General features: G+C 47.2%; 18 protein-coding genes, 1 rRNA gene and 1 other annotated feature. Of the genes, 16 read left to right on the forward strand and 3 right to left on the reverse strand.

What is annotated here, in order from left to right; translation table 11 throughout:
* The first annotated feature begins 8 nt into the window (after nt 1–8).
* The 13 genes from rplT (at nt 9) to LUCIF_RS20060 (ending at nt 15855) form a co-directional block, all read left to right on the forward strand.
* Nucleotides 9–365: a 50S ribosomal protein L20 gene (gene rplT, locus LUCIF_RS20000; RefSeq protein ID WP_122629617.1), complete on the forward strand. Its 357-nt coding sequence runs from the start codon at nt 9–11 to the stop codon at nt 363–365.
* Nucleotides 366–593: 228 nt separating this feature from the next.
* A complete protein-coding gene (locus tag LUCIF_RS20005) occupies nt 594–1439 on the forward strand; it encodes a class II fructose-bisphosphate aldolase (RefSeq protein ID WP_122629618.1) in 846 nt (281 codons plus the stop codon).
* A 263-nt stretch (nt 1440–1702) separates the two neighbouring features.
* A complete protein-coding gene (locus LUCIF_RS20010; RefSeq protein ID WP_122629619.1) occupies nt 1703–2515 on the forward strand; it encodes a TrmH family RNA methyltransferase in 813 nt (270 codons plus the stop codon).
* Between the two features lie 52 nt (nt 2516–2567).
* On the forward strand, nt 2568–2684 hold the full coding sequence (locus tag LUCIF_RS27410) for a YqzL family protein (protein ID WP_207858129.1): 117 nt from the start codon (nt 2568–2570) through the stop codon (nt 2682–2684).
* Nucleotides 2685–2869: 185 nt separating this feature from the next.
* Nucleotides 2870–3084: a binding site (T-box leader), on the forward strand.
* 44 nt (nt 3085–3128) lie between these two features.
* Complete coding sequence (gene pheS, locus LUCIF_RS20020) at nt 3129–4151, forward strand: phenylalanine--tRNA ligase subunit alpha (RefSeq protein WP_122629621.1); 1023 nt, start codon at nt 3129–3131, stop codon at nt 4149–4151.
* Nucleotides 4152–4165: 14 nt separating this feature from the next.
* Entirely contained in the window at nt 4166–6595 is a 2430-nt protein-coding gene (pheT, locus tag LUCIF_RS20025) for a phenylalanine--tRNA ligase subunit beta (RefSeq protein WP_122629622.1), read from the forward strand.
* A gap of 124 nt (nt 6596–6719) precedes the next feature.
* Nucleotides 6720–8117, forward strand: a complete 1398-nt coding sequence (locus LUCIF_RS20030) for an amino acid permease (RefSeq protein WP_122629623.1) — start codon at nt 6720–6722, stop codon at nt 8115–8117.
* Between the two features lie 153 nt (nt 8118–8270).
* On the forward strand, nt 8271–8528 hold the full coding sequence (locus tag LUCIF_RS20035) for a cell division protein ZapA (RefSeq protein WP_122629624.1): 258 nt from the start codon (nt 8271–8273) through the stop codon (nt 8526–8528).
* A gap of 56 nt (nt 8529–8584) precedes the next feature.
* Nucleotides 8585–9259, forward strand: a complete 675-nt coding sequence (locus LUCIF_RS20040) for a DUF421 domain-containing protein (protein ID WP_207858131.1) — start codon at nt 8585–8587, stop codon at nt 9257–9259.
* 261 nt (nt 9260–9520) lie between these two features.
* Entirely contained in the window at nt 9521–10435 is a 915-nt protein-coding gene (locus tag LUCIF_RS20045; RefSeq protein WP_122629625.1) for an alkaline phosphatase family protein, read from the forward strand.
* Entirely contained in the window at nt 10428–12929 is a 2502-nt protein-coding gene (locus LUCIF_RS20050; RefSeq protein WP_122629626.1) for a U32 family peptidase, read from the forward strand. Before LUCIF_RS20045 ends, LUCIF_RS20050 begins: the two co-directional genes overlap by 8 nt.
* A 12-nt stretch (nt 12930–12941) precedes the next feature.
* Nucleotides 12942–15296 carry an endonuclease MutS2 gene (locus tag LUCIF_RS20055; protein WP_122629627.1) on the forward strand — a complete coding sequence of 785 codons (2355 nt, stop codon included), beginning with the start codon at nt 12942–12944 and terminating at the stop codon, nt 15294–15296.
* 28 nt (nt 15297–15324) lie between these two features.
* Nucleotides 15325–15855 (forward strand): ferredoxin domain-containing protein, encoded by a 531-nt coding sequence (locus tag LUCIF_RS20060; protein ID WP_122629628.1) that lies wholly within the window; start codon nt 15325–15327, stop codon nt 15853–15855.
* A gap of 49 nt (nt 15856–15904) precedes the next feature.
* On the opposite strand, the gene LUCIF_RS20065 is transcribed toward LUCIF_RS20060, so the two are convergent.
* A complete protein-coding gene (locus LUCIF_RS20065) occupies nt 15905–16501 on the reverse strand; it encodes a hypothetical protein (RefSeq protein ID WP_207858133.1) in 597 nt (198 codons plus the stop codon).
* A gap of 13 nt (nt 16502–16514) precedes the next feature.
* Nucleotides 16515–16835: a YbaB/EbfC family nucleoid-associated protein gene (locus tag LUCIF_RS20070; RefSeq protein ID WP_122629630.1), complete on the reverse strand. Its 321-nt coding sequence runs from the start codon at nt 16833–16835 to the stop codon at nt 16515–16517.
* Between the two features lie 187 nt (nt 16836–17022).
* Here LUCIF_RS20070 and LUCIF_RS20075 point away from each other — a divergent pair, with 187 nt between their 5' ends.
* Nucleotides 17023–17367 (forward strand): hypothetical protein, encoded by a 345-nt coding sequence (locus LUCIF_RS20075; protein WP_122629631.1) that lies wholly within the window; start codon nt 17023–17025, stop codon nt 17365–17367.
* 383 nt (nt 17368–17750) lie between these two features.
* Here the strand turns inward: LUCIF_RS20075 and LUCIF_RS20080 are convergent, their stop codons facing one another.
* A complete protein-coding gene (locus LUCIF_RS20080; RefSeq protein ID WP_122629632.1) occupies nt 17751–19898 on the reverse strand; it encodes a penicillin-binding protein 1A in 2148 nt (715 codons plus the stop codon).
* Between the two features lie 223 nt (nt 19899–20121).
* On the opposite strand from LUCIF_RS20080, the gene yunB reads away from it, so the two are divergent.
* Both yunB and LUCIF_RS26590 read left to right on the forward strand, forming a co-directional pair.
* On the forward strand, nt 20122–20796 hold the full coding sequence (gene yunB, locus LUCIF_RS20085) for a sporulation protein YunB (protein ID WP_122629633.1): 675 nt from the start codon (nt 20122–20124) through the stop codon (nt 20794–20796).
* A 334-nt stretch (nt 20797–21130) separates the two neighbouring features.
* Nucleotides 21131–21308: ribosomal RNA gene (locus LUCIF_RS26590) — 16S ribosomal RNA — on the forward strand; the annotation flags it as partial.

The following is a 21308-nucleotide window of genomic DNA, read 5'->3' on the forward strand; positions in this document are numbered from 1 at the left end:
TAATATACATGCCAAGAGTAAAAAAAGGCGTGACTGCACATAGACGGCATAAAAAGATTTTAAAATTAGCCAAAGGATACAGGGGCTCAAAGAGCAAACTGTTTAAGAAAGCCAATGAAACCGTAATGAAGGCTCTTTATTATGCTCGCCGTGACCGCCGGGCTAAAAAGGGTGAGTTTCGTAAATTGTGGATTGCCAGAATTAATGCGGCAGCCCGTATTAATGGCATTTCTTACAGTCAGTTGATTAACGGCTTGAAAAAAGCCGGCGTAGAAGTCAACCGGAAAATGCTGGCCGATTTGGCGATAGCAGATATGGTCGCTTTTGGGAAATTGGTGGATGCGGCGAAAGAGCAACTGAAATAAGGAGAAGAACTCTTGAAATGAAAATTTCAGGAGTTTTTTCTATTTTTTAGGTATAGTATTTATGAGAGGGGAAATAATTTGAAATAACCTTTGCCGGTTGGCTTGAACGCTGAATTTTAATTTTTGCAAATTTTGTGGCAATTCTGCAGGTTTTTAAACGGGAAACGCGAATATGATATAGTAACTTCAGGCAATGTTTAACAATATGTAAAAAGGAGGAGTTAACCCTTGGCTTTGGTAACGATGCGAGAAATTATTCAGGATGCAAGGAAAAGAATGTATGCAGTTGGAGGGTTTAACGTTTTTAACTTTGAAACGCTGGGAGCTGTTGTTGAAGTTGCAGAAGAATTAAAATCGCCGTTAGTATTGGGAATTCCCGAACGTCTGTTTAAGTTTGTCGATGTCGATACATTGAGCGCAGCGATGGTGCGGGCCGCGCAAAAAGCGTCCGTACCGATTGCTCTGCACCTGGACCACGGATACACCTATGAAGGGATGATGAAGGCAATTCGCTGGGGATTTACTTCAATTATGTTCGATGGCTCTTCTTTGTCTTTTACTGAAAACTTAAAACGTACGAAGGAAATTACGCGCATAGCCCATTCTCTCGGTATCTCAGTCGAGGGTGAATTGGGCTATGTTGGTTGTTGCGGCACTGTCGATATTCAGGAGGAAAATTTGGTGCAGCCGGCTACGGCAGCCGATTTTGTGGATAAAACGAAAGTTGATGCTCTGGCTGTTGCGGTAGGAAATAACCATGGAACCTATCGGGGCAATCCACATCTGCATCTGGGACGTCTTACGGAATTAACCGGAACCGTCCATGTTCCGCTGGTGCTGCATGGCGGATCAAAACTTAAAAAAGAGGAATACCGTCAATCCATTCAGTCCGGGATCGCCAAAATTAATATTGCAACGGATATGTCCCTGGCGGCGGCGGAAAACCTGAAGAATGAGCTGGCTAAAAGTCCGGGAGCCAATTATATTCATCTCATGTCTATTGTAAAAAAAGGGGTGAAAGACTCGGTCCGCCGCTATATGTTATCCTTCGACTGCATTTCCAAAGCAATATAACGCCTGGTCCTAGGTAAAAACCGCGTTAGCGGTTTTTCTTTTGGGGGAAATGCGACTGCCGTTGCCACTTAACCTCCGCTCGTTACACAACTCCTTCTGACGAAACGGCCGCCCAAAATGATTTTCAGATGGTTTTTCCGCGCCCTGATCCCTGCGACACGAGCCAAAAGACCGCATATCGGTCTTTCTCATACTGGACGGATAACAAACGATTCGCTATAATAAAACCTATATGAGCGATTACTGCAAGAAGAGGACAAGAAATGGCAGAACAAATAATAAGTCCACAAAACCCGCTTGTTAAAATGGCGGCGTCTTTAAAACAGAAAAAGAATAGAGACAAATACGGATTATTTGCCGTTGAAGGGAGCCGTCTGGCGGAAGAGGCGCTAAAATCCGGCTGGCCTGTGGAATATTGCTTTTTTACGGCAGAAGACAGCCAAAATGAACGGGCCGGTAAAATTATTGAAATGTTGCAAAGCCGTTCCTGCCGTATGCTGCAAATTTCCCGTTCCCTATATGATAAAATATCCGATACGGAGCAGGGACAGGGTGTTATACTACTGATAAAAAAACGACAAGCAGATATAAAGGCAGTTTTTAACAATAAGGAGACTTCTTTGCTTATTGTCCTTGATGAACTGCAAGATCCGGGAAATGTGGGAACCGTGATCCGGACGGCGGATGCCGCCGGTTGCGACGGTGTTATCCTTACACCGGGTTGTGCAGATTTATTTTCGGGTAAAACCATCAGAGCCAGTATGGGGTCGTTGTTTCACCTACCGGTGGTAGAAGCGATGCCGAAGTCTGCGGTTATCAGTATGTTGCGGGAAAAGAAAATTAAGCTGGCCGCTACGGCTTTGAACGATGCCGATATTTATTTTGAAGCGGACCTGCGGGATTCGTTAGCCATTATTCTCGGCAATGAGGGACAAGGTGTCAGTGACGAAATGTTATCGGCAGCCGCCGTTAAATTACATATTCCGCTATATGGACAAGCCGAATCTTTAAATGTCGCTGCCTCAGCTGCGGTAATTCTCTATGAAGCGGCGCGGCAGCGCCGGGTTAACTTGTAATTTTAAGGGTGATATGCTATAATACATCTAGCAATGACCTGAAATTCCAACGATGATCGGAAGAGAGGGTGTGTCTCATGTGGTGACCGCCGAGTTCTTGTGGAAAATATTCGAAGCTACCGGTTCCATTGCTGTGTATCTACTGTATAAACGGTTAATGTTACAATAATGAGACTGCTTAAAAAGATGCAGATACTAGGCGGGGCGAGCATTCGAACGAAGGCGTACTTAGGCGTACGTCGAAGTGAGAACGCACAGCCGCAACAACGTAAGGTCCCACATTTCGCAATGATTCGAGTGACCGGGGACTGCGAAAAGTGGGATTGATGCACTTTTTAAGCAGTCTCAATAATGAAAATTATGATGACGGAGATAGTATGCCGGTGCTGTTTCTACAGGGAGGCTGCCGCCAAAGATTGAGAGCGGCACTGAAATTGTTGGCAGAAATTCACTCCTGAGTATTCGGACTGAAGGGTTTTCCTGGGTAGGTTCGGACGTTTTTTCCACGTTAACGGAAACAAAGTACTGAATTAGGGTGGTACCGCGGAAGTCAAGCTTTCGCCCCTTTATGGGGGCGGGAGCTTTTAATTTTTTAAGATCTAGGAGGTATCCTATGGAACAACAACTGGAAGTGTTAAAACAGGCGGCGATACAAGATTTGTCCCAAGCAGCCAACCTGGAAAAGCTGAATGAGATTCGCATCAAGTTTTTGGGGAAAAAAGGTAGTCTGACGGGGGTTCTAAGGGGATTGGGCGCATTAAGTCAGGAAGACCGTCCCCGCATCGGTCAAATGGTCAATGAAATCCGGGCGGAACTGGAAGCGGCCCTTGCCCGGAAGGGAGAAGAGTTAAAACAAGCGGAATTATCCCGGAAACTGGCTGCCGAAAAAATTGATGTAACTTTACCCGGCCGCAGGAGTGCTGTTGGACATAAGCATCCCTTGACCCTCACGCTAAACCGGATCAAGGAAACGTTTATGCGAATGGGATTTGATGTTGCCGAAGGACCGGAGGTTGAAACAGATTATTATAGTTTTGAAGCGCTGAACTTGCCTTCGGAACATCCCGCCAGGGATATGCAGGATTCTTTTTACATAACGGAAGAAATTTTATTAAGACCACATACATCGCCTGTACAGGTGCGTACCATGCAAGCAGCCGAACCGAATCAACCGATCCGGATCATTGCTCCGGGCAAGGTTTACCGCCGTGACTACGACGCGACGCACTCGCCCATATTTCACCAGATTGAAGGGCTGGTAGTCGACAAAAATATTAGTTTCGCCGATTTAAAGGGAACTTTGGAATTGTTTATTCACGATATTTTTGGCCGAAATGTAAAAGTGCGGTTTCGCCCCAGCTTTTTTCCCTTTACCGAACCTAGTGCGGAAGTGGATATATCCTGTGTAATGTGTGGCGGCAAAGGGTGCCGGGTATGTTCCAATACAGGCTGGCTGGAAATACTCGGGTCTGGTATGGTTCATCCCCGGGTGCTGGAAATGAGCAATTATGACCCGCAGCAAGTAAGCGGTTTTGCATTCGGCATGGGAGTGGAACGCATTGCTATGCTGGTATATGAAATTGATGATTTGCGGTTATTCTATGACAACGACATTCGCTTCTTGGGTCAATTTTAGACAGGAGGATCAGTATGCGTGCATCAATTAAATGGTTAAAAGATTATGTGGAATTTTCTCAATCGCCGCAAGAACTGGCCGATATGCTTACCATGGCCGGAGTGCCTGTGGCGTATGTTGAAGAATTAGGTAAGGGAATTGAAAATGTGGTAACCGGGAAAATCATTGCTCTGGAGCGGCATCCGCATGCCGATAAACTGTCTGTCTGCAAGGTCGATACAGGAAAAGAGATTTTAACGATCGTGACGGGGGCAACGAATATCCGGCAGGGCCATGTAGTACCGGTTGCTTTAGTAGGGGCTAAATTACCCAGTGGCGTGGAAATCGGACTGACTGATCTACGGGGCATTGCGTCGGCGGGAATGATGTGTTCGGCGGAAGAATTAAATATGGATACTAAAATTATTCCGGTGGAAGCCCGGGACGGAATTTATATTTTACCCTCCGATACCCGTTTGGGAGTTGATATAAGAAGTGTTCTCGGCCTGGACGACTTTGTTCTGGAATTTGAGCTGACGGCCAATCGGGCCGATTGCTTCAGTGTCCTGGGTCTGGCCAGAGAGATTGCCGTTCTGACAGGCGGCACACTGAGAAAACCAATGCTGACTTTACGGGAAGAAGGACGCGAAAAGGCGCCTTCCTTAGCGGCCGTTACCATTGAGGAACCGACCTTATGCCCCCGGTTTACCGCCCGGGTCCTGCAGAATATAAAAATCGGCCCGTCTCCTTTATGGCTGCAGCAGCGGATTCAGGCAGCCGGTATGCGGCCCATAAGTAATGTAGTCGACGTAACCAATTTTGTTATGCTGGAAATGGGGCAGCCGATGCATGCCTATGATTACAACCTGGTCTCCCGCCATGAATTATTTGTCCGGAAAGCGAATCCAGGGGAAAAGATAACTACTCTGGATGGAACGAAACGCGAATTAAATCCGGATATGCTGGTTATTGCCGATGCGGTACAGGCAGTTGGCGTTGCCGGGGTCATGGGCGGACTCGCCACGGAGGTTACGGCCAACACCAAAAATGTGCTATTGGAAGCAGCTGCTTTTCAAGGGGTGAGTATCCGCAAAACTTCCCGGGTTTTGGGCTTGCGCTCGGAAGCGTCGGGACGGTTCGAACGGGGTATCGATACGGCCAATATTGTCCGGGCTTTGGACCGGGCTGCCAAGTTGCTGGAGGAAATGGGAGCCTGTCAGGTTTGTCCCGGTATTATCGACAGTTATCCCGGTCTTGCATTACCGCGGCAGGTCACGTTTACACCGACTGAAATCAACGCCCATCTGGGAACGGATATACCGAAAAAAGCAATGGTAGATATTCTAAGGAGACTGGAATTTGAAACCGATGCGCAGGGTGATAAAATTGTAGTGACCGTACCGTCTTGGCGTGGGGATGTGACCCGGGCCGCCGATATTAGTGAGGAAATTGCCCGGATATACGGTTACAACCGGATTCAGTCCACTACTCCCTGCAGTAATATGGCGCGTGGCAGTCAAAGCAGTGATCAGACGGCCATTGACCAAATTAAGGATATTTTGTCCGGCATCGGGTTCTATGAAGTAATATCCTTTAGTTTTACCCATCCTTCGATCTATGATAAACTGAATTTTCCCGAAGACAGCCGGCTGCGCTGCGCTATTCCGTTAATGAATCCGATTACGGACGATTATCCGCTGCTGCGGACAACTTTGCTCGGCGGAACTCTGGAAACAGCTGTCCGTAATTTTTCCCGGAAGAATGATGATTTTAAAATTTATGAAGTTGGTAATGTTTATTGGCCGGATACGTTGCCTTTAACGGATTTACCGGTGGAAAGAATGATGCTCTGCGGGGCATTGACCGGAAAACGCCAGGAAACCGCCTGGAACAGTTCCCGGGATACGGTCGATTTTTATGATGCCAAAGGTGCCATAGAGACGCTTTTGGAACAACTTGGCGTTACCGGATATGAAGTTGCGGCAGGGGAACACGCGTCCCTGCATCCCGGGAAAACAGCTATTTTCTGTCTTCATGGCGAAGAAATCGGCATTGTGGGGGAAGTGCATCCGAAAGTGCAAAGTGCATTTGCCATAAACCGAAAAATCTATGTTTTTGAGGTGAATCTCCAGGCGCTAATTAAGCATGCATCCTTCATCAAACCGTATTGTGCTTTGCCGAAATATCCTGCCATTCAGCGTGACTTGGCGTTGGTGCTGCCGGAAACTACGCCAGCTTCAGAGGTCGTGGAAACGATAAAAGCCTGTGGCGGGACGTTGCTGACGGCTATCCGGCTCTTTGACGTTTATACCGGGGAACAGGTAGCCCAGGGGTTACGGAGTTTGGCCTTTTCCCTGACCTTCCGCGCTTTAGATCGAACATTGACCGATAACGAAGTTGATGACTACTACAAAAAGATAATTGTTCATTTAGAAGATACATTGACGGCTAAGCTGCGGACCTAAAGCAGAAACGTCTTTGCTAAAAATACATTTATGACTTTACCTGGGCCGGATTTTGTGTTACACTGTTAACCAGGACGGACGATTGGTGGAATGTATTGTATTTTTAGTAAAGAGGGGGAAGAGGATGAGTGTTTTTCGCACCAAGAGTATTGAACTATTGAAAGAAGGAGCAGAAAAAAAGGGCCTGAAAAAGACTCTGGGCGCTACGGACTTAGTGCTTTTAGGAATCGGCTGCATTGTCGGCACCGGCATTTTTGTATTGACCGGCGTGGCAGCGGCTAAATATGCGGGTCCCGGCATTATGCTTTCTTTTGTACTTTCCGGTATTGCCTGTGCTTTTGCGGCTCTCGCATATGCGGAACTGGCGGCGATTGTTCCCATTGCCGGCAGCGCCTATACTTATTCTTATGCGGCTTTAGGCGAAATTGTCGCCTGGATTGTGGGCTGGAATTTAATTCTGGAGTATTCGGTAGGTTCCAGTGCCGTCGCTGCGGGGTGGTCCGGTTATGTGACCGGATTGCTGAAAGCGGGGGGGATCGAATTACCCAAGATGTTTACGGCGGTTCCTGCCGACGGCGGTATTGTAAATCTGCCGGCCATGTTTATTGCCTTATTTTTGAGTTATCTCCTGGTACGCGGTACAAAAGAAAGTGCTACATTAAACAGAATCCTGGTAGTCATTAAATTAGCGGCTGTTTTTATTTTTTTACTTTTGGCGGGTCCCAAAGTGAATCCTGCTAATTGGTCACCCTTAATGCCCTTTGGATTTTCCGGTGTAGCCGCCGGAGCGGCCATTATCTTTTTCGCCTATATTGGTTTTGATGCGGTAGCTACGGCAGCGGAAGAGTGCAAGAATCCAAACCGGGATTTGCCGATCGGGATTATCGGTTCTTTGATTGCGTGTACAGTGCTTTATATTGTAGTAGCCGGTGTATTGACCGGAGTGGTGCCATACCAGCAATTGAACAATGCCGAGCCGGTCGCGTATGCCTTGCGGGCGATCGGTTATAATATGGGATCGGCTTTGGTGGGTACCGGTGCAATCTGCGGCATTACAACTGTTTTATTGGTTTTAATGTATGGCCAGACCCGTATATTTTTCGCCATGTCCCGGGACGGCTTGATTCCGGCGGGAATTTGCAAGGTGCATCCTAAATATGGAACTCCTCACATTATAACTATCATTGCGGGCATTGCGGTAGCATTAATCGCCGGGTTTACCCCGATCGGGATTATTGCGGAATTAACGAATATCGGTACATTATTTGCATTTGTGGTGGCTGCGATCGGTGTGTTTGTCCTGCGGCACACCAAACCGGATATACCCCGTCCCTTCCGATGTCCGGCAGTGCCGTTAGTGGCGCCTTTGGCTGTTATTTTCTGCGGTTATTTAATGTATAATTTACCGGCAGAGACTTGGGTCCGCTTTTTTGTCTGGAGCGGCATCGGTTTCATTGTATATTTCCTGTATGGTTACCGGAAAAGTGTACTGAATAAATCAGCAGCGGTTATTAACGAGTAGGTTTATGAAAGACAGTTTAGGAACTCCTGAGCTGTCTTTTTCCTTTTCCCGGCATTGCAGGAATAAGTTTACCCGTTGTAGAAAAGATGATATGTCCCATTTTTTGCAGTTTAGGGTGTGAAATGTGGGTATAATGTGCTATTAGGTGAGTATATGAACAAAAAACGATGCAGAGTCACAGTGGAAATTTTCGGCGAAACTTACCCGGTTAAAGGGGATGTAGAAGCGGAAAGAATTTTGCAAGCTGCGGCTTTATTAGATGATAAAATGAAGAAAATAGCCAAGACCAATCCGCTGCTGTCTTCGGCCCGGATTGCGGTATTGGCCGCTTTGAATATAGCCGATGAATATTTGCGGCTGGATCAGGATTATCAACAACTCATGCAAATGGTAAAGGATGCGGAGCGGTAATCTGAATACCACCCTTGCTGTTTGTTTATAATAACAAGCAGAAAAGGGGTGTTAACGTGTTTGGCTATGAGGGTGTCGGACAGATTTTATTGCGGCTGATTGTCTTATTTGGAGCGGCTTTGCTGGTAGTCCGCCTGATGGGAAATCGCACGGTTGGCCAATTGTCACCTTTTGATTTTGTCATTATGGTTGGTATTGGCGATATTATTATTACGGCTTCTATGGATAAAAACAGCACACTGATGACAGGCGTCGAGGGCTTGGTGGCATTACTGGTGTTGCAGCAAATACTATCCCGTCTGGCCCTCAAGAGCGTCACTTTACGCAAATGGTTTGAAGGAAAGCCGGTTGTATTGGTCCAGGACGGAAAACTGCTAAAAGAGAATTTTATTAAGACGCAGTTTAATTATGATGATTTGCGGCAGGAGCTTCACCGCCAAGGATTGGATATTAGCAATTTGCAGGATATTAAACTCGGCCGGCTGGAAAGCTGCGGCACGTTTAGCGTAATAAAAGTGGCTGACGCCGAACCGATAACCCGCCGTGACTTCAAGGATTTCTTCCAGCAAATGCATGAGAATCCGCTAAGCCAGGCCGGAGTTGACTGGGGAAAGATAGAACAGTTCATGAATGATATGCGTTATTTAACGGAAAAATTTAAACAACAGGAAACGATTATGGCGGAAAACAGTCAGTCTACAGGAACAAGCAATACGAAAGAGTTGCACTAAGGGGGAGGGGCGCGACCCTTCTTCTTTTTTAGAGCCTGCGTAAAAAGCGTATCAATCCCACTTTTCGTAGTCCCCGGTCACTCGAATCATTGCGAAATGTGGGACCTTACGTTGTTGCGGCTGTGCGTTCTCACTTCGACGTACGCCTAAGTACGCCTTCGTTCGAATGCTCGCCCCGCCTAGTATCTGCATCTTTTTAAGCAGGCTCTTTTAGGAAATAAGGAGAGTGTGTGGAATGATATATGACGGGAACTTGGGCATATGCCGGTTCTGTTAATCTTTATCGATGGGCTGGGACTAGGCGAAAGGGACCCCGCTATCAATCCGTTATGCCGTTTTCCAATGCGGTTTTTTTCCCAACATTTTGATCAGCCCTTAACACGGGTGCTGCCGGGCACAGTTGGGGATGTTACCGTAATTCCCACCGACGCTGCGTTGGGAGTGCCCGGTTTGCCGCAGAGCGCCACAGGACAGGCCGCACTTTTTACCGGTGTGAATGCGCCACATTTTATGGGGCGGCACATACAGGCCTTTCCGGGTCCCCGCTTGACAGGGCTAATTCATCAATATAGTATTATGAAGCAGCTAAAAGAAAAAAATTTCCGGGTTACCTCTGCCAATATGTATACTTCTGATTATATGGAGCTTGCAGCCGCCGGTAAAAGGCGCCATGCCGCAACCACGCTTACAATCCTAAGCGCCGGTGAGCCTTTGCGCTCCCTTGCCGAAATGGAGAAAGGCATGGCCGTTTATCAGGATCTGACCAATGAAATGCTGCCACTGCTTGGAGTCCGGAATGTACCTGTAATTACCCCGGCGACAGCCGGCCAGCGTTTACTGACGATCGCCGGAAGACACCATTTTACCTTATTTGAGTACTTTCAGACTGACCGTTGTGGTCATAAAAGAGATTGGGAAAATGCCCGCAAAATAGTCATGACACTGGATGAATTTTTTCTGGCACTCTATCGGCACACGCCGCCGGACACGCTGGTGATTATTACCAGTGATCATGGAAACTTTGAAGATTTTAGCATAAAAACCCATACAACCAATTTAGTTCCGACCATCTTATGGGGACGGAGTTCCCGGGAATTTGCCTTACAGATTAAAGATTTGACGGATATAACTCCCGGTATTTTAGGTTTTTTGGAAAGGAATGAATCGTGTGGTTGAACTATTAGCTCCTGTTGGCAGCCAGGAAGCCCTGATTGCCGCCGTGGAGAGTGGTGCCGACGCTGTCTATTTGGGCGGCAAGGCATTTGGCGCCAGAGCTTACGCACCGAATTTCGGCGGGGAAGAATTGGCGGCAGCGGTCAAATACGCCCATCTTAGAGGTGTATTGGTCTATGTTACGGTCAATACCCTGGTTGATAACAGCGAACTGGCAGAACTTGCCGCCTATGTCAGGCATTTATATCATATTGGAGTTGACGCCGTTATCGTACAGGACCTGGGGGTGGCCCGGATTATTCAGGAGGTTGCTCCCGGTTTGCCGCTGCATGCCAGCACGCAGATGACCGTTCATAATCTTGAGGGTGTTAGATTTCTGGCGGCGAACGGCTTTACCCGGGTAGTTCTGGCCAGGGAATTATCCTTGGCGGAGATCCAGGCAATCTGCCGGCAATCGTCGCTGGAAATCGAAGTATTTGTACATGGAGCCCTCTGTGTCTGTTATTCGGGACAGTGCTTAATGAGCAGCATGATCGGCGGAAGAAGCGGCAATCGCGGGCGGTGCGCCCAACCCTGCCGTCTGCCGTATACTTTGATTGACCAGCAGGGCCAAAATGTTTTACAGCAGGCAGACGCCGGCGAATACCTTTTAAGCCCGAAAGATTTGAATACGCTGGACGTGTTACCGGAATTGATCCAAGCCGGCGTAGGATCATTTAAAATTGAAGGACGGATGAAAAGGCCGGAATATGTGGCAGTTGTCGTCGATACTTACCGGCGGGCTGTCGATAGGCTGACAGCCGGCGAACAAGAATATATTGTCGATGAGGCGGACCAAAAAGATTTGGCGCAAATTTTCAACCGGGATTTTACGACGGCCTATTTATATGGAAAACAAGGCCGCAAGATGATGAGCGACCGCCGGCCTAATAACCGGGGCGTACGTATTGGCAGGGTAATTCAATACAATCCGGGCCGGAAAACGGCCGTTATTAAACTGGATGAAACACTAAACCAGGGAGATATGATTGAATTCTGGGTGAAAGTAGGCGGACGGGTTACTGCGCATGTTTCTCAGATGAGCGCCGACGGTTGTCCGGTCCAAGGCGCTTCGCCGGGAATGGCAGTGGAAGTTGCCGTAACGGCGCCGGTTAAGGTAAATGACCGGGTTTTTAAAACGTTTGATGCGAAACTGATGACGCGGGCCCGATCCTTTTTTAGCGGCGCGCAAACTGTTCATCCGCTGCCAGTAACGGCTACGGTAGAGGTGGCGCCAGGAAAGCCGCTTTCCATTCTGCTTCAGGATAAGGACGGATTTAGCGGCCGGGCGGAAACCGGTTTTATTGCCGAAAAGGCATTGAAACGCCCTTTGACCCGGGAGGCAATTGCCAAACAGATTGAACGTTTGGGTACAACCATATTTGTGCTACAGGAGCTTGGGTGCCATATTGAGGGGGAAGTCATGGTACCGCTCAGTGAAATCAATGATGCCAGACGGCGGGCGGTGGAGGAACTGGAACGGGCGCGGCTGCAACGCTTTGAACGTCCGCCGCTGCCGGAAACATCCCGCGTTTTTTTACCGGCTGCGAACCAGAGGAAAAAGAAGGATGACGGTGGGAGAACCGAACTGGTCGTCAATGTGGATCATCGGGATAAAGTAAAAGCCGCCCTGGAGAATGGTGCCGATATTATTATGTTTGGCGGTGAAAGCTTCAATCATAAGCCTTTCTTGGCTGAAGATTACCAGGCAGTGCTTGCTATGGTTCGAAAGCATGATAAGAAAATTCGATTCAGTACGCCGCGAATTGTTAAAGAAGGTCAAAAGAGCGGTCTGCTGGCAGATTTGGCTTTATTCAACCAACTGCAGCCGGATGCGGTTTCGGTGGGAAACCTGGGAACCTTACAAATGGTTAAAGAGCATTGTTCCTTGCCTTTGCATGGTGATTATCCGTTAAATATCTATAACGCGGTAACGGTCGAATTTTTCCGGCACCAGGGGCTGAGCAGCCTCACCGCTTCCCCGGAACTCAATCTGGCTCAGGTTGAGCAACTGCTGATTCCTTATCATGCTGTACTGGAATGCCTGGTTCATGGTTATCTAACGCTGATGATTTCCGAGTACTGTGCCATTGGCAGTTTCCTGGGCGGATTGCATACGGGCCGCTGCACGACGCCTTGTCTGAAAGGACCATACTGGTTAAAAGACCGGAAGGAAGAAGTGTTTCCGGTTGTTACCGATCAATATTGCCGTATGCATATTCTCAATGCTAAGGAATTAAGCATGTTGGCTCACCTGCCCAGGCTAATGCAAATGGGTGTGGAACGGGTCCGGATCGAGGGAAAAAAGAGTACGCCGCAACAGGTTGCCAAAGTTACCAGGCTTTATAAAGAAGTATTGGAACAAGGGGAAGAGCATCCCCTGTTCCGGCAGGACAAGTTGGATACGGTTGAACCGGGGAACATTACCCGGGGCCATTATTTTCGTGGCGTTCTGTAAGGGAGAGACGAGATGGATTTAGCAGTTTTAACCACATTGGAGTATGATAAAATCCGGACGATGCTGGTCGAGCGGGCGGGCTCCGTGGCGGGTAAGGAAATTGCGGCGGGTTTGACGCCGACCAATGACAGGGAGTTAGTTGGCCGGTGGCTGAATGAAACTGAGGAAGCCGTTCGGATTCAGACCGCGGCTGTTCAAGTGCCTTTAGGCGGCAGCCGCGATATCCGGTCAATCATAAAGCGGGCGGAATTGGGAGCAATCCTGGAACCGCACGAATTTTTACCCGTAAGCAGCACCCTCTATACAGCCCGGCGCATGAAAGCATTTTTTACTGAGTGGACGGACCAGACGCCCGGTCTTTGTTCTCTGGCCGAGGGGATCATTGCCTTACCGGGCGTAGAAAAAGCCATCGAGGCAACCGTAAATGAGCAGGGTGCTATACGGGATGATGCCAGCGCCGAATTACTGCATATCCGGCGGGAAATTAAGCAGGCGCAAAACAGGGTAAAAGAAAAATTAAATAGCATTCTCCATTCCGGAGAATATCAGAAATACTTTCAGGATGTCCTGGTCACGATGCGGGGGGACCGGTATGTGATTCCTATTAAGCAGGAATGCCGCCAGTATTTCCCCGGAATCGTCCACGACCAGTCGGCCAGCGGTGCCACCGTTTTTATTGAACCCATGGCAGTAGTGGATATTAATAATGCCATAAAACAATTAATGGCAGCAGAAAAGCATGAAATAGAGCGGATCTTAAATGCTTTAACATCGCAAATCGCCCGGGTTTCCTTTACCATTCAAAACGATACGGAAATTTTGGCGAAATTGGATTTTATTTTTGCCAAGGCCCGACTGGCTTTGGATATGCGGGGCAGCAAGGCGGTAATCAATGATGCCGGAATTGTTTATCTGCAAAAAGCCCGGCATCCTCTAATCGCCGGCGACAAGGTGGTGCCGATCGACGTTTGGCTGGGAAAAGAATTCAACATGTTATTAATTACCGGCCCCAATACGGGAGGGAAAACGGTTACCCTAAAAACAGTCGGTTTATTTGCACTGATGACGCAGGCCGGTCTGTTTATTCCCGCTGCTTCCGGCTCGGAAATGCCGGTATTCCAGAATATTTTTGCCGATATTGGCGATGAACAAAGTATTGAACAGAGTTTAAGCACTTTTTCGGCGCATATGACAAATTTAGTCCGGATCCTAAGCAGGGTTTCGGAGAATGACTTACTGCTGATTGATGAAATTGGTGCCGGAACAGATCCGGACGAGGGCGCCGCTTTGGCTATGGCAATTTTGGAGGACTTGCTTGCCGATAAGGTCAAAACAATCGCTACAACGCATTATAGCGATTTGAAAGCTTTTGCTTATTCCAGACATGGAATTGAAAATGCCTGCGTAGAATTTGATATACAAACACTGCGGCCAACGTATCGTTTACTGATTGGTCTTCCCGGCAGCAGCAACGCGTTTGCCATAACCAAGCGTTTGGGACTGGCGGAATCTATAATTGAACGGGCAAAACAACTGGTGGATAAGGATTATGCCGAGTTTGAGACAGTGCTTTCCAACCTGGAAAGTCAAAAAAGAACGTTAAGCCAGCAACAGGAGGAAGTCGCTGCCTTGGAACGGCAGGTTGCCCAAATCAAAGAGACCTTAATGAAAGAAAAAGAAGCCTTAACCGGCAAACGGACGGCGATTTTAACTAAGGCACAAAATGATGCCGCGGCTTTGGTACGTCAAACCAGGCGTGAAGCGGAAGTTATTATTAATGAACTAAAGTCCCAGTTTGCCAGCCAGGATGCGAAAACACGCCAGAACGTCATTCATCAAGCCCGAACAAAGCTCAGGGAGCAGATGAACGCCCTGCACAATTTGGAAGAGGACGCGGAACCTGCCGTTGAAGTAACCGCCGATATGCTAAAACCGGGCATGAGTGTGTATGTAACCACATTGAAGCAGAATGGAACGATTTTAGCGGTAGGGACCAATGAGGCCACAGTACAACTCGGAATCATGAAAATGAATGTTCCGTTTCAGAATTGCCGCATTTTGCCGGCCAGAAACGAGGAGAAAAAAGCCGGCGGGAAAATTATCAATTTATCAAAGACCCAGGAAACAGCACGTCAGGTGGATATCCGGGGAATGACGGTAGAAGAAGCGGAACCAATCGTAGATAAATATCTGGATGATGCCGTGCTGGCTGGATTAAAGGAAGTGATTGTGATTCACGGCAAAGGGACGGGAGCATTGCGCAAGGGAATCCGCTCTTATCTCAAAGAGCATCCTTATGTTAAAGAAATTCGCCTGGGTGAAGCGGGTGAGGGTGGTGATGGTGCGACCGTTGTGAGTTTACGCTAGCCAATGAATGGGAATGGGAGGGAGAAACATGATTAGTAAAAGTCAGGAGCTCGAAGAACGAATGATGGAAACGGTGGCTGGTTTGATGTGCGTGGCCGCCAGAACGGCACCCAAAGCCAGAGGTGTGGATAATTTGGTAATATTGACCGTTAAGGCGCGGGAAAAGGACCAGTTGGTCGAGGAAATGCGGCGGATTGCCAAAAGCTCAGGGGCTCAGTTTTTTGAACGGGATGCTCTCTGTGTGGAAAAAGCTTCTTTGGTACTATTGTTAGGGCAGAAGGTCCAACCGCTGGGAGTTCCGGCGTGTGGCTATTGCGGTTTTGACAATTGTGCCGAGAATGTGAAGAATAAAGGATTGTGTGCCATTAGTATCGGTGACCTGGGAATTGCCGTCGGTTCGGCAGTTAGTACCGCTTCCTCCCATCATGTTGATAACCGGGTTATGTTCAGTATTGGGAAAGCGGCATTAAATCTGGACCTCTTTGAAGAAGACGTCAAGGTCGCTTATGGAATTCCGCTCAGTGTATCAGGTAAAAACCCGTTTTATGACCGGACTTGAGAAGACAAATCGGGGGTGCAGGAAAAGATCCTGCACCCCCGATTTGTCTTTAAAAACTGCTTTTCCAATTCAGATATTTGCCGCTGGTTTTTTTGTCCGATTCTTCAGGATAATTGAGAATAGAAGCAGAAACCTCGGAGACATGTTCGGCTTGGGTTGAAGTAATGGCAGCGGCAGGCGCATCCGCTTTCGGTTCGGTCTGGACCTCTTTAAGTTCCGTTTTAGCCGGCTTGTCGGCTTTGGCGGGTTTATCACCCAAGGAACCGCTTAAACTGTTTACCAGGTTGAGTATTGTTGCCATATTACTCGGATTTAATTTTGATTTGAGCTGCGAATTACTTAACAGCGGTAATAAAGACATTAATGCATCAGCACCGCCACCACCGCCGCCGCCGGGACCTGCGCCGCCTTCATTTTTAAGCAAATCCCCTAACAACTTCTGAATTACCGGCATGCCGGCGGAATTGCTATTTGCAGCGGCAACCGGTAGTGCGGCCGGCTGACTGCGGTTGAGTATGGTTATCAGGCACATCAGGGACATTATATTGATTAGTGCGTCATAACCAGCGCCGTTATTGGCTACGTTATCTAAAATTTTGGTTATCGATTGGATCAGCGAAACAGATTTGTCAGGAGTGTCACTCATAATAACTCCCCCCCTAAAAAAGGCCGGGTATTTTCGGTAGATTTAGTTCGCCTGATAATTTATTCATCGCCTCTTGATGCAGATCCCGCGATTTACCGAGAGCATTATTAATTGTTGCCGTAAGCAGGTCTTGTAATAAAGCGGCATTATCGGCGGAAAGATATTTTTCATTTAAATCAATGGATACAATGTCTTGCTGCCCATTTACAACGACTTTGATTACATCGCCGCTGGATACTTCAATCTGCTTATTCCGTAATTCATCTTGCAACGTATCAACATTTTGCTGAATCTTTTTTACCAGGTCCATTATATTGCCGAATTGTTCGAACATGACTATCACCTCCCCTAAATTTTTGCATATACCGAAAAGGAACTTTCCGGGTTGAATAGATGAGACGGGGTTACTGACCGGCGGTCCGCACACCCGTACCGGCTTTGGCCGCGCAAATATTTTTAATCGCAGGTTGCCGTTCCCTATCCCGGCGAATAAATTATAGTAAGTAGTGGGGGTGATAGATATGCGTATACGGCATAAAAGACGAAATGCCGGGAAAGTAGTTTCTGTACCGGGAGATGAAAACAAAGGAACGGAAGTCAAGCAGGCTAAACCGGTTACGGCCTCAAAACCCGCTAAAATTATTAGGCAAATTATAAACAATCCCAATTTTTCAGTTCAAGTAATGACAATTTTACTGACCCTGGCGTCAGATAATATACCGATGGAACGACGGATTAACAATGTCACTGCCACTGTAGACAAAGTGCGTAATATTACCGATGTTATCACTAATACCATGCAATCCGTAAAAGTAGCCACGGAAGCGCCAAAACAAATTCGTCAATTATTGAAGCCGGATGAATAAAGGTTATCATTTTTGCTGCATATTGCTTGCATATAACCGGTTAGGGCTGAAGTCTATATACTAACTATTAAGAAGTGCAATATTTACTAAAGTGAAATTTAAAGGAGGTATTCTAATGTCGAGATGCGGCGGTTTTGGGTTTGGCGGCGGTTTTGGTATTTGGTGGATTATTATTATTATCATTCTATTATTTTTCTTCGAAGACAATACATCTTTTTCTTAAATATTTAACGTTAGGAACACCCTTATAGGTTCCTAACGTTTTTACTTGCGCAACACCACCTCCGTCAAACTAACCGCTGTAAGTTGTGTGTAATAATGTATATGCAGTCGAAATAAAAAACACGCGTATTTTTCGCGTGTTTTTATGTTTTAATTTGATATCAATTTTTTTTCTCTACTGCCGGTTTATCCGATGGTACCGGAGGAATCGGCACCGTGGCATCGGGAGTTGCCGGCTTGTCGGTCTTATTGGGCGGCGGCGGCAGGGTGCTGCCGCCGGGAAGCGGACCATTAGGCGGGGCTGTTTGATCCGGCGTTTTCTTTTTCTCAGCCGGGACAGACAATTTAGTAGGTTGGGTTCCTTCAATAAATATTTCCGTATGGCTGTCTTTATTCTTGGGGTCGGTTACAAGTAATCCGTCTTTGTTGGAAACGGTGGCGGAAACAATCCCGCCCGGTTTTACAAAGTCATGGGGCGGAACATTGGCTAATGCCTTAACCATAAACGAATGCCATATTTCAGCCGGAATACTGCCGCCGGTAATACCATGCATATACTGGCCTTTATCGTACCCCATCCAGACCGATGCGACTAAATCCGGTGTAAAGCCAACAAACCAGGCATCCTTGTAATCACTGGTTGTTCCCGTTTTACCGGCAGCGGGGCGCCCGATATTGGCGGCGACTCCAGTCCCTTCCGATATGACACTGCGCATCATATCGACCAGAATATAATCGCTTCGCGCATCAACAACCACTCTTTCGCGCGGTGTATGCTGTTCAAGAACTTTCCCGTTCCGGTCAACGACCTTAAGAATCGCAGTCGGCTCAACCCGGATGCCTTGATTAGCCAGCACCCCATAAGCACTGGCAATATCGAGCGGTGTGACCCCGCGGGTCAGACCACCCAAAGCCATGGCCAGGTTGCGGTCATTGGTGGCACCATTTAATACCAGCGTTGTAATTCCCATCTGCTGGGCATAATATAATATTTTGTCAGGACCTACTTTATTAGCAACTTTTACGGCAACGACGTTCAACGAATCGGCCAGAGCCGTTCGTAAGGTCACCGGGCCGTTAAATTCATGCTCATAGTTCGTAGGCGACCAATCTCCAAAAGTAACGGGACTGTCGTCGACGACGGTGGCCGGCGTCATACCGCTTTCAATAGCAGCTAAATAAACAAATGGTTTAAACGCCGAACCGGGCTGACGTTCTGCCAAAACGGCCCGATTGAATTGGTCATTGCCACGGCCGCCAACCATTGCCTTAATATAACCGGTATGCGGATCAATGGCAACCAAAGCGCCTTGTGGCTCTTTTATACCGTTTTTATCAGTACTGACTGTGGGAAGCCGTTTCATTGCCTCTTCTGCGGCCCGCTGCATATTTAAATCAAGGGTCGTATATATTTTCAGGCCATCCTTATAAACGGCGTCCGCCCCGTATTTATCGACTAATAGTTGTTCCACATAATCAATAAAATAAGAGGCAACGGTATTATTTTTAACGGAATGCTTGACCAGGTGAAGATCTTCTTTTTTAATTTTGGCAGCGGTGGTGGAATCAATATAGCCATATTTGACCATTTGCTCAAGCACAGTTGCCTGACGTTCTTTGGCGGCCTTCAAATTATTAAAAGGCGAGTAGTAGTTAGGACTCCTGGGAATACCCGCCAGCATTGCGCATTGAGCCAATGTCAGATCTTGCACATTTTTACCGAAGTAGACCTGGGCCGCCGCCTGTACCCCGTATGCGCCCTGGCCAAAGTAGATTTGATTGAGGTACATTTCCAGTATTTCTTTTTTGCTGTATTGCCGTTCAATTTGCAGTGCCAGTACAGCTTCCTGAATTTTACGCTTGAGGGTTTGAGCCTGCGTTAGTAAGGCGTTTTTGGCTAACTGCTGAGTAATTGTACTGCCGCCTTCCTCAACCTCATGGTGAGTCAGGTTAGCCCATGCTGCCCGTAATATACCCCGCGGATCAATACCGATATGCTGGTAAAAACGGGCATCCTCCGTAGCGACAAACGCATTTTGCAGATTTTGCGGGATTTTATTAATCGATACGGGGACCCGATTTTCCACAGAATGAATCGTAGTAATCAAATTGCCGTGAACATCATAAATTTCCGAAGATGCGGCAGGACGAATTTCTCCCTTTAAACTAGGCATTGTGTTTAGACTTGCGGTTAGAAATCCTAGGCCGGCGCCGGTGACAAGAACAATGAATACAATAATTGCTAGAGCGACTATTTTGGCATAGCCGCTTTGGGAATGCCGGCGGCTATTGCGAGTGTTACTATTCATAAGACCCCTCCTGGACAGTTAATTGCTGGGCATAGACTTGTACATTTCATAAAGAAATACAATACTACAATTATAACACACTCCGTGGCTTTCTTGCTTTCTATATAATTAAACACCAAAGCGATTAAATCCTGCAATTCTAATTTTAGTCAAAGAGATTTGCACGAAAATACCATGAAAGCCATATATATAATAAGTAAATCGGACCGGGGGAGGGAGAACTATGCGGTTCTCCGTTAGAAAAAGACGCACCATTCCTTCTATGCTGCTGGTCGTAATTCTGTTGTTGACGACGTTTCTTTTTACATTCTGGACGGTAGAAACTCATTTAAAGCCGACGTTGCTGGCTATTGCCGAGGCTAAAGCTACTTTGGCGGCCACGGAGGCAATTAACAAAGTAATTAATGAACAAGTAAGTCCGGGCCTGGATCCGCAAAGTTTGGTCAATGTTAAACTGGATAACCGGGGGCGCGTAGTGTTGTTGCAGCCCAATACGATGGAATTTAACCGGCTGGCGGCAGATACTACAATTAAAGTTCAGGAAGCATTAAAAGCAATTAAAGAGGAAAAAGTAAATTTACCCTTAGGGCAGGTTTTGGGAAGCCAGCTATTGGCCAGTTTAGGCCCTGAAATTACTGTTACAATTATTCCGGTGGGAACTGTGCAAGTCAAAGTGTTTGATAAATTTGAGCAGGCGGGCATCAATCAAACCCGGCATATGGTATATTTATTAGCAACCACCGATATCAGAATCGTAGTGCCTTTGGTCAGTAAGAGCGTTAGTGTACAGACGCAGGTACCGGTAGCGGAATATGTAGTTGTCGGCGAAGTACCGCAGACTTATGTGCAATTTCCGTTGCCTCTGTCAAACGAAGAAAGTGGCGTTCCTCAAAAATGAAAAACTGGTTGACATAATTGAAAATTTTGTGTTAATATATAAAAGCCGCTGAAAACGGCGGCAAAAAATACCAAAGCGAAAGCAGTTGACAAACAGCCACGGCTTTGGTAAGATATGAACTTGTCGGCCGTCAGCCAAGAACGACGGCGACGAAAAAAAAGTTGACACGGTGAAAGAAACGTGATAAACTATAAAAGCTGTTCTTTGAAAACTAAACAATGTAAGTAAGGTGAAAAGCCAGATGTGCGGACAGGTATTACGGAAGTAATACCGTCAAAAAACAACCAAGAATTCTTTAATTCATAAAGAGCCATCAAGGTTCTTCAATAAAACATTATTGGAGAGTTTGATCCTGGCTCAGGACGAACGCTGGCGGCGTGCCTAACACATGCAAGTCGAACGGAGGTTTCAGCAATGGAACCTTAGTGGCGAACGGGTGAGTAACGCGTAGATAACCTGCCTTTTAGTTGGGGACAACACCTCGAAAGGGGTGCTAATACCGAATGAGCAGT

Source organism: Allolucifera butyrica (genome assembly GCF_900476375.1).
In the GTDB taxonomy this organism is placed as follows: Bacteria; Bacillota; Negativicutes; order Sporomusales; family UPPP01; genus Lucifera; species Lucifera butyrica.

Coding starts and splice junctions, on each gene's coding strand:
- rplT (WP_122629617.1), top strand. CDS start 9: ATGCCAAGAGTAAAAAAAGGCGTGACTGCACATAGACGGCATAAAAAG.
- LUCIF_RS20010 (WP_122629619.1), top strand. CDS start 1,703: ATGGCAGAACAAATAATAAGTCCACAAAACCCGCTTGTTAAAATGGCG.
- LUCIF_RS27410 (WP_207858129.1), top strand. CDS start 2,568: ATGATCGGAAGAGAGGGTGTGTCTCATGTGGTGACCGCCGAGTTCTTG.
- pheS (WP_122629621.1), top strand. CDS start 3,129: ATGGAACAACAACTGGAAGTGTTAAAACAGGCGGCGATACAAGATTTG.
- pheT (WP_122629622.1), top strand. CDS start 4,166: ATGCGTGCATCAATTAAATGGTTAAAAGATTATGTGGAATTTTCTCAA.
- LUCIF_RS20030 (WP_122629623.1), top strand. CDS start 6,720: ATGAGTGTTTTTCGCACCAAGAGTATTGAACTATTGAAAGAAGGAGCA.
- LUCIF_RS20035 (WP_122629624.1), top strand. CDS start 8,271: ATGAACAAAAAACGATGCAGAGTCACAGTGGAAATTTTCGGCGAAACT.
- LUCIF_RS20045 (WP_122629625.1), top strand. CDS start 9,521: ATGCCGGTTCTGTTAATCTTTATCGATGGGCTGGGACTAGGCGAAAGG.
- LUCIF_RS20055 (WP_122629627.1), top strand. CDS start 12,942: ATGGATTTAGCAGTTTTAACCACATTGGAGTATGATAAAATCCGGACG.
- LUCIF_RS20060 (WP_122629628.1), top strand. CDS start 15,325: ATGATTAGTAAAAGTCAGGAGCTCGAAGAACGAATGATGGAAACGGTG.
- LUCIF_RS20065 (WP_207858133.1), bottom strand. CDS start 16,501: ATGAGTGACACTCCTGACAAATCTGTTTCGCTGATCCAATCGATAACC.
- LUCIF_RS20070 (WP_122629630.1), bottom strand. CDS start 16,835: ATGTTCGAACAATTCGGCAATATAATGGACCTGGTAAAAAAGATTCAG.
- LUCIF_RS20075 (WP_122629631.1), top strand. CDS start 17,023: ATGCGTATACGGCATAAAAGACGAAATGCCGGGAAAGTAGTTTCTGTA.
- LUCIF_RS20080 (WP_122629632.1), bottom strand. CDS start 19,898: ATGAATAGTAACACTCGCAATAGCCGCCGGCATTCCCAAAGCGGCTAT.
- yunB (WP_122629633.1), top strand. CDS start 20,122: ATGCGGTTCTCCGTTAGAAAAAGACGCACCATTCCTTCTATGCTGCTG.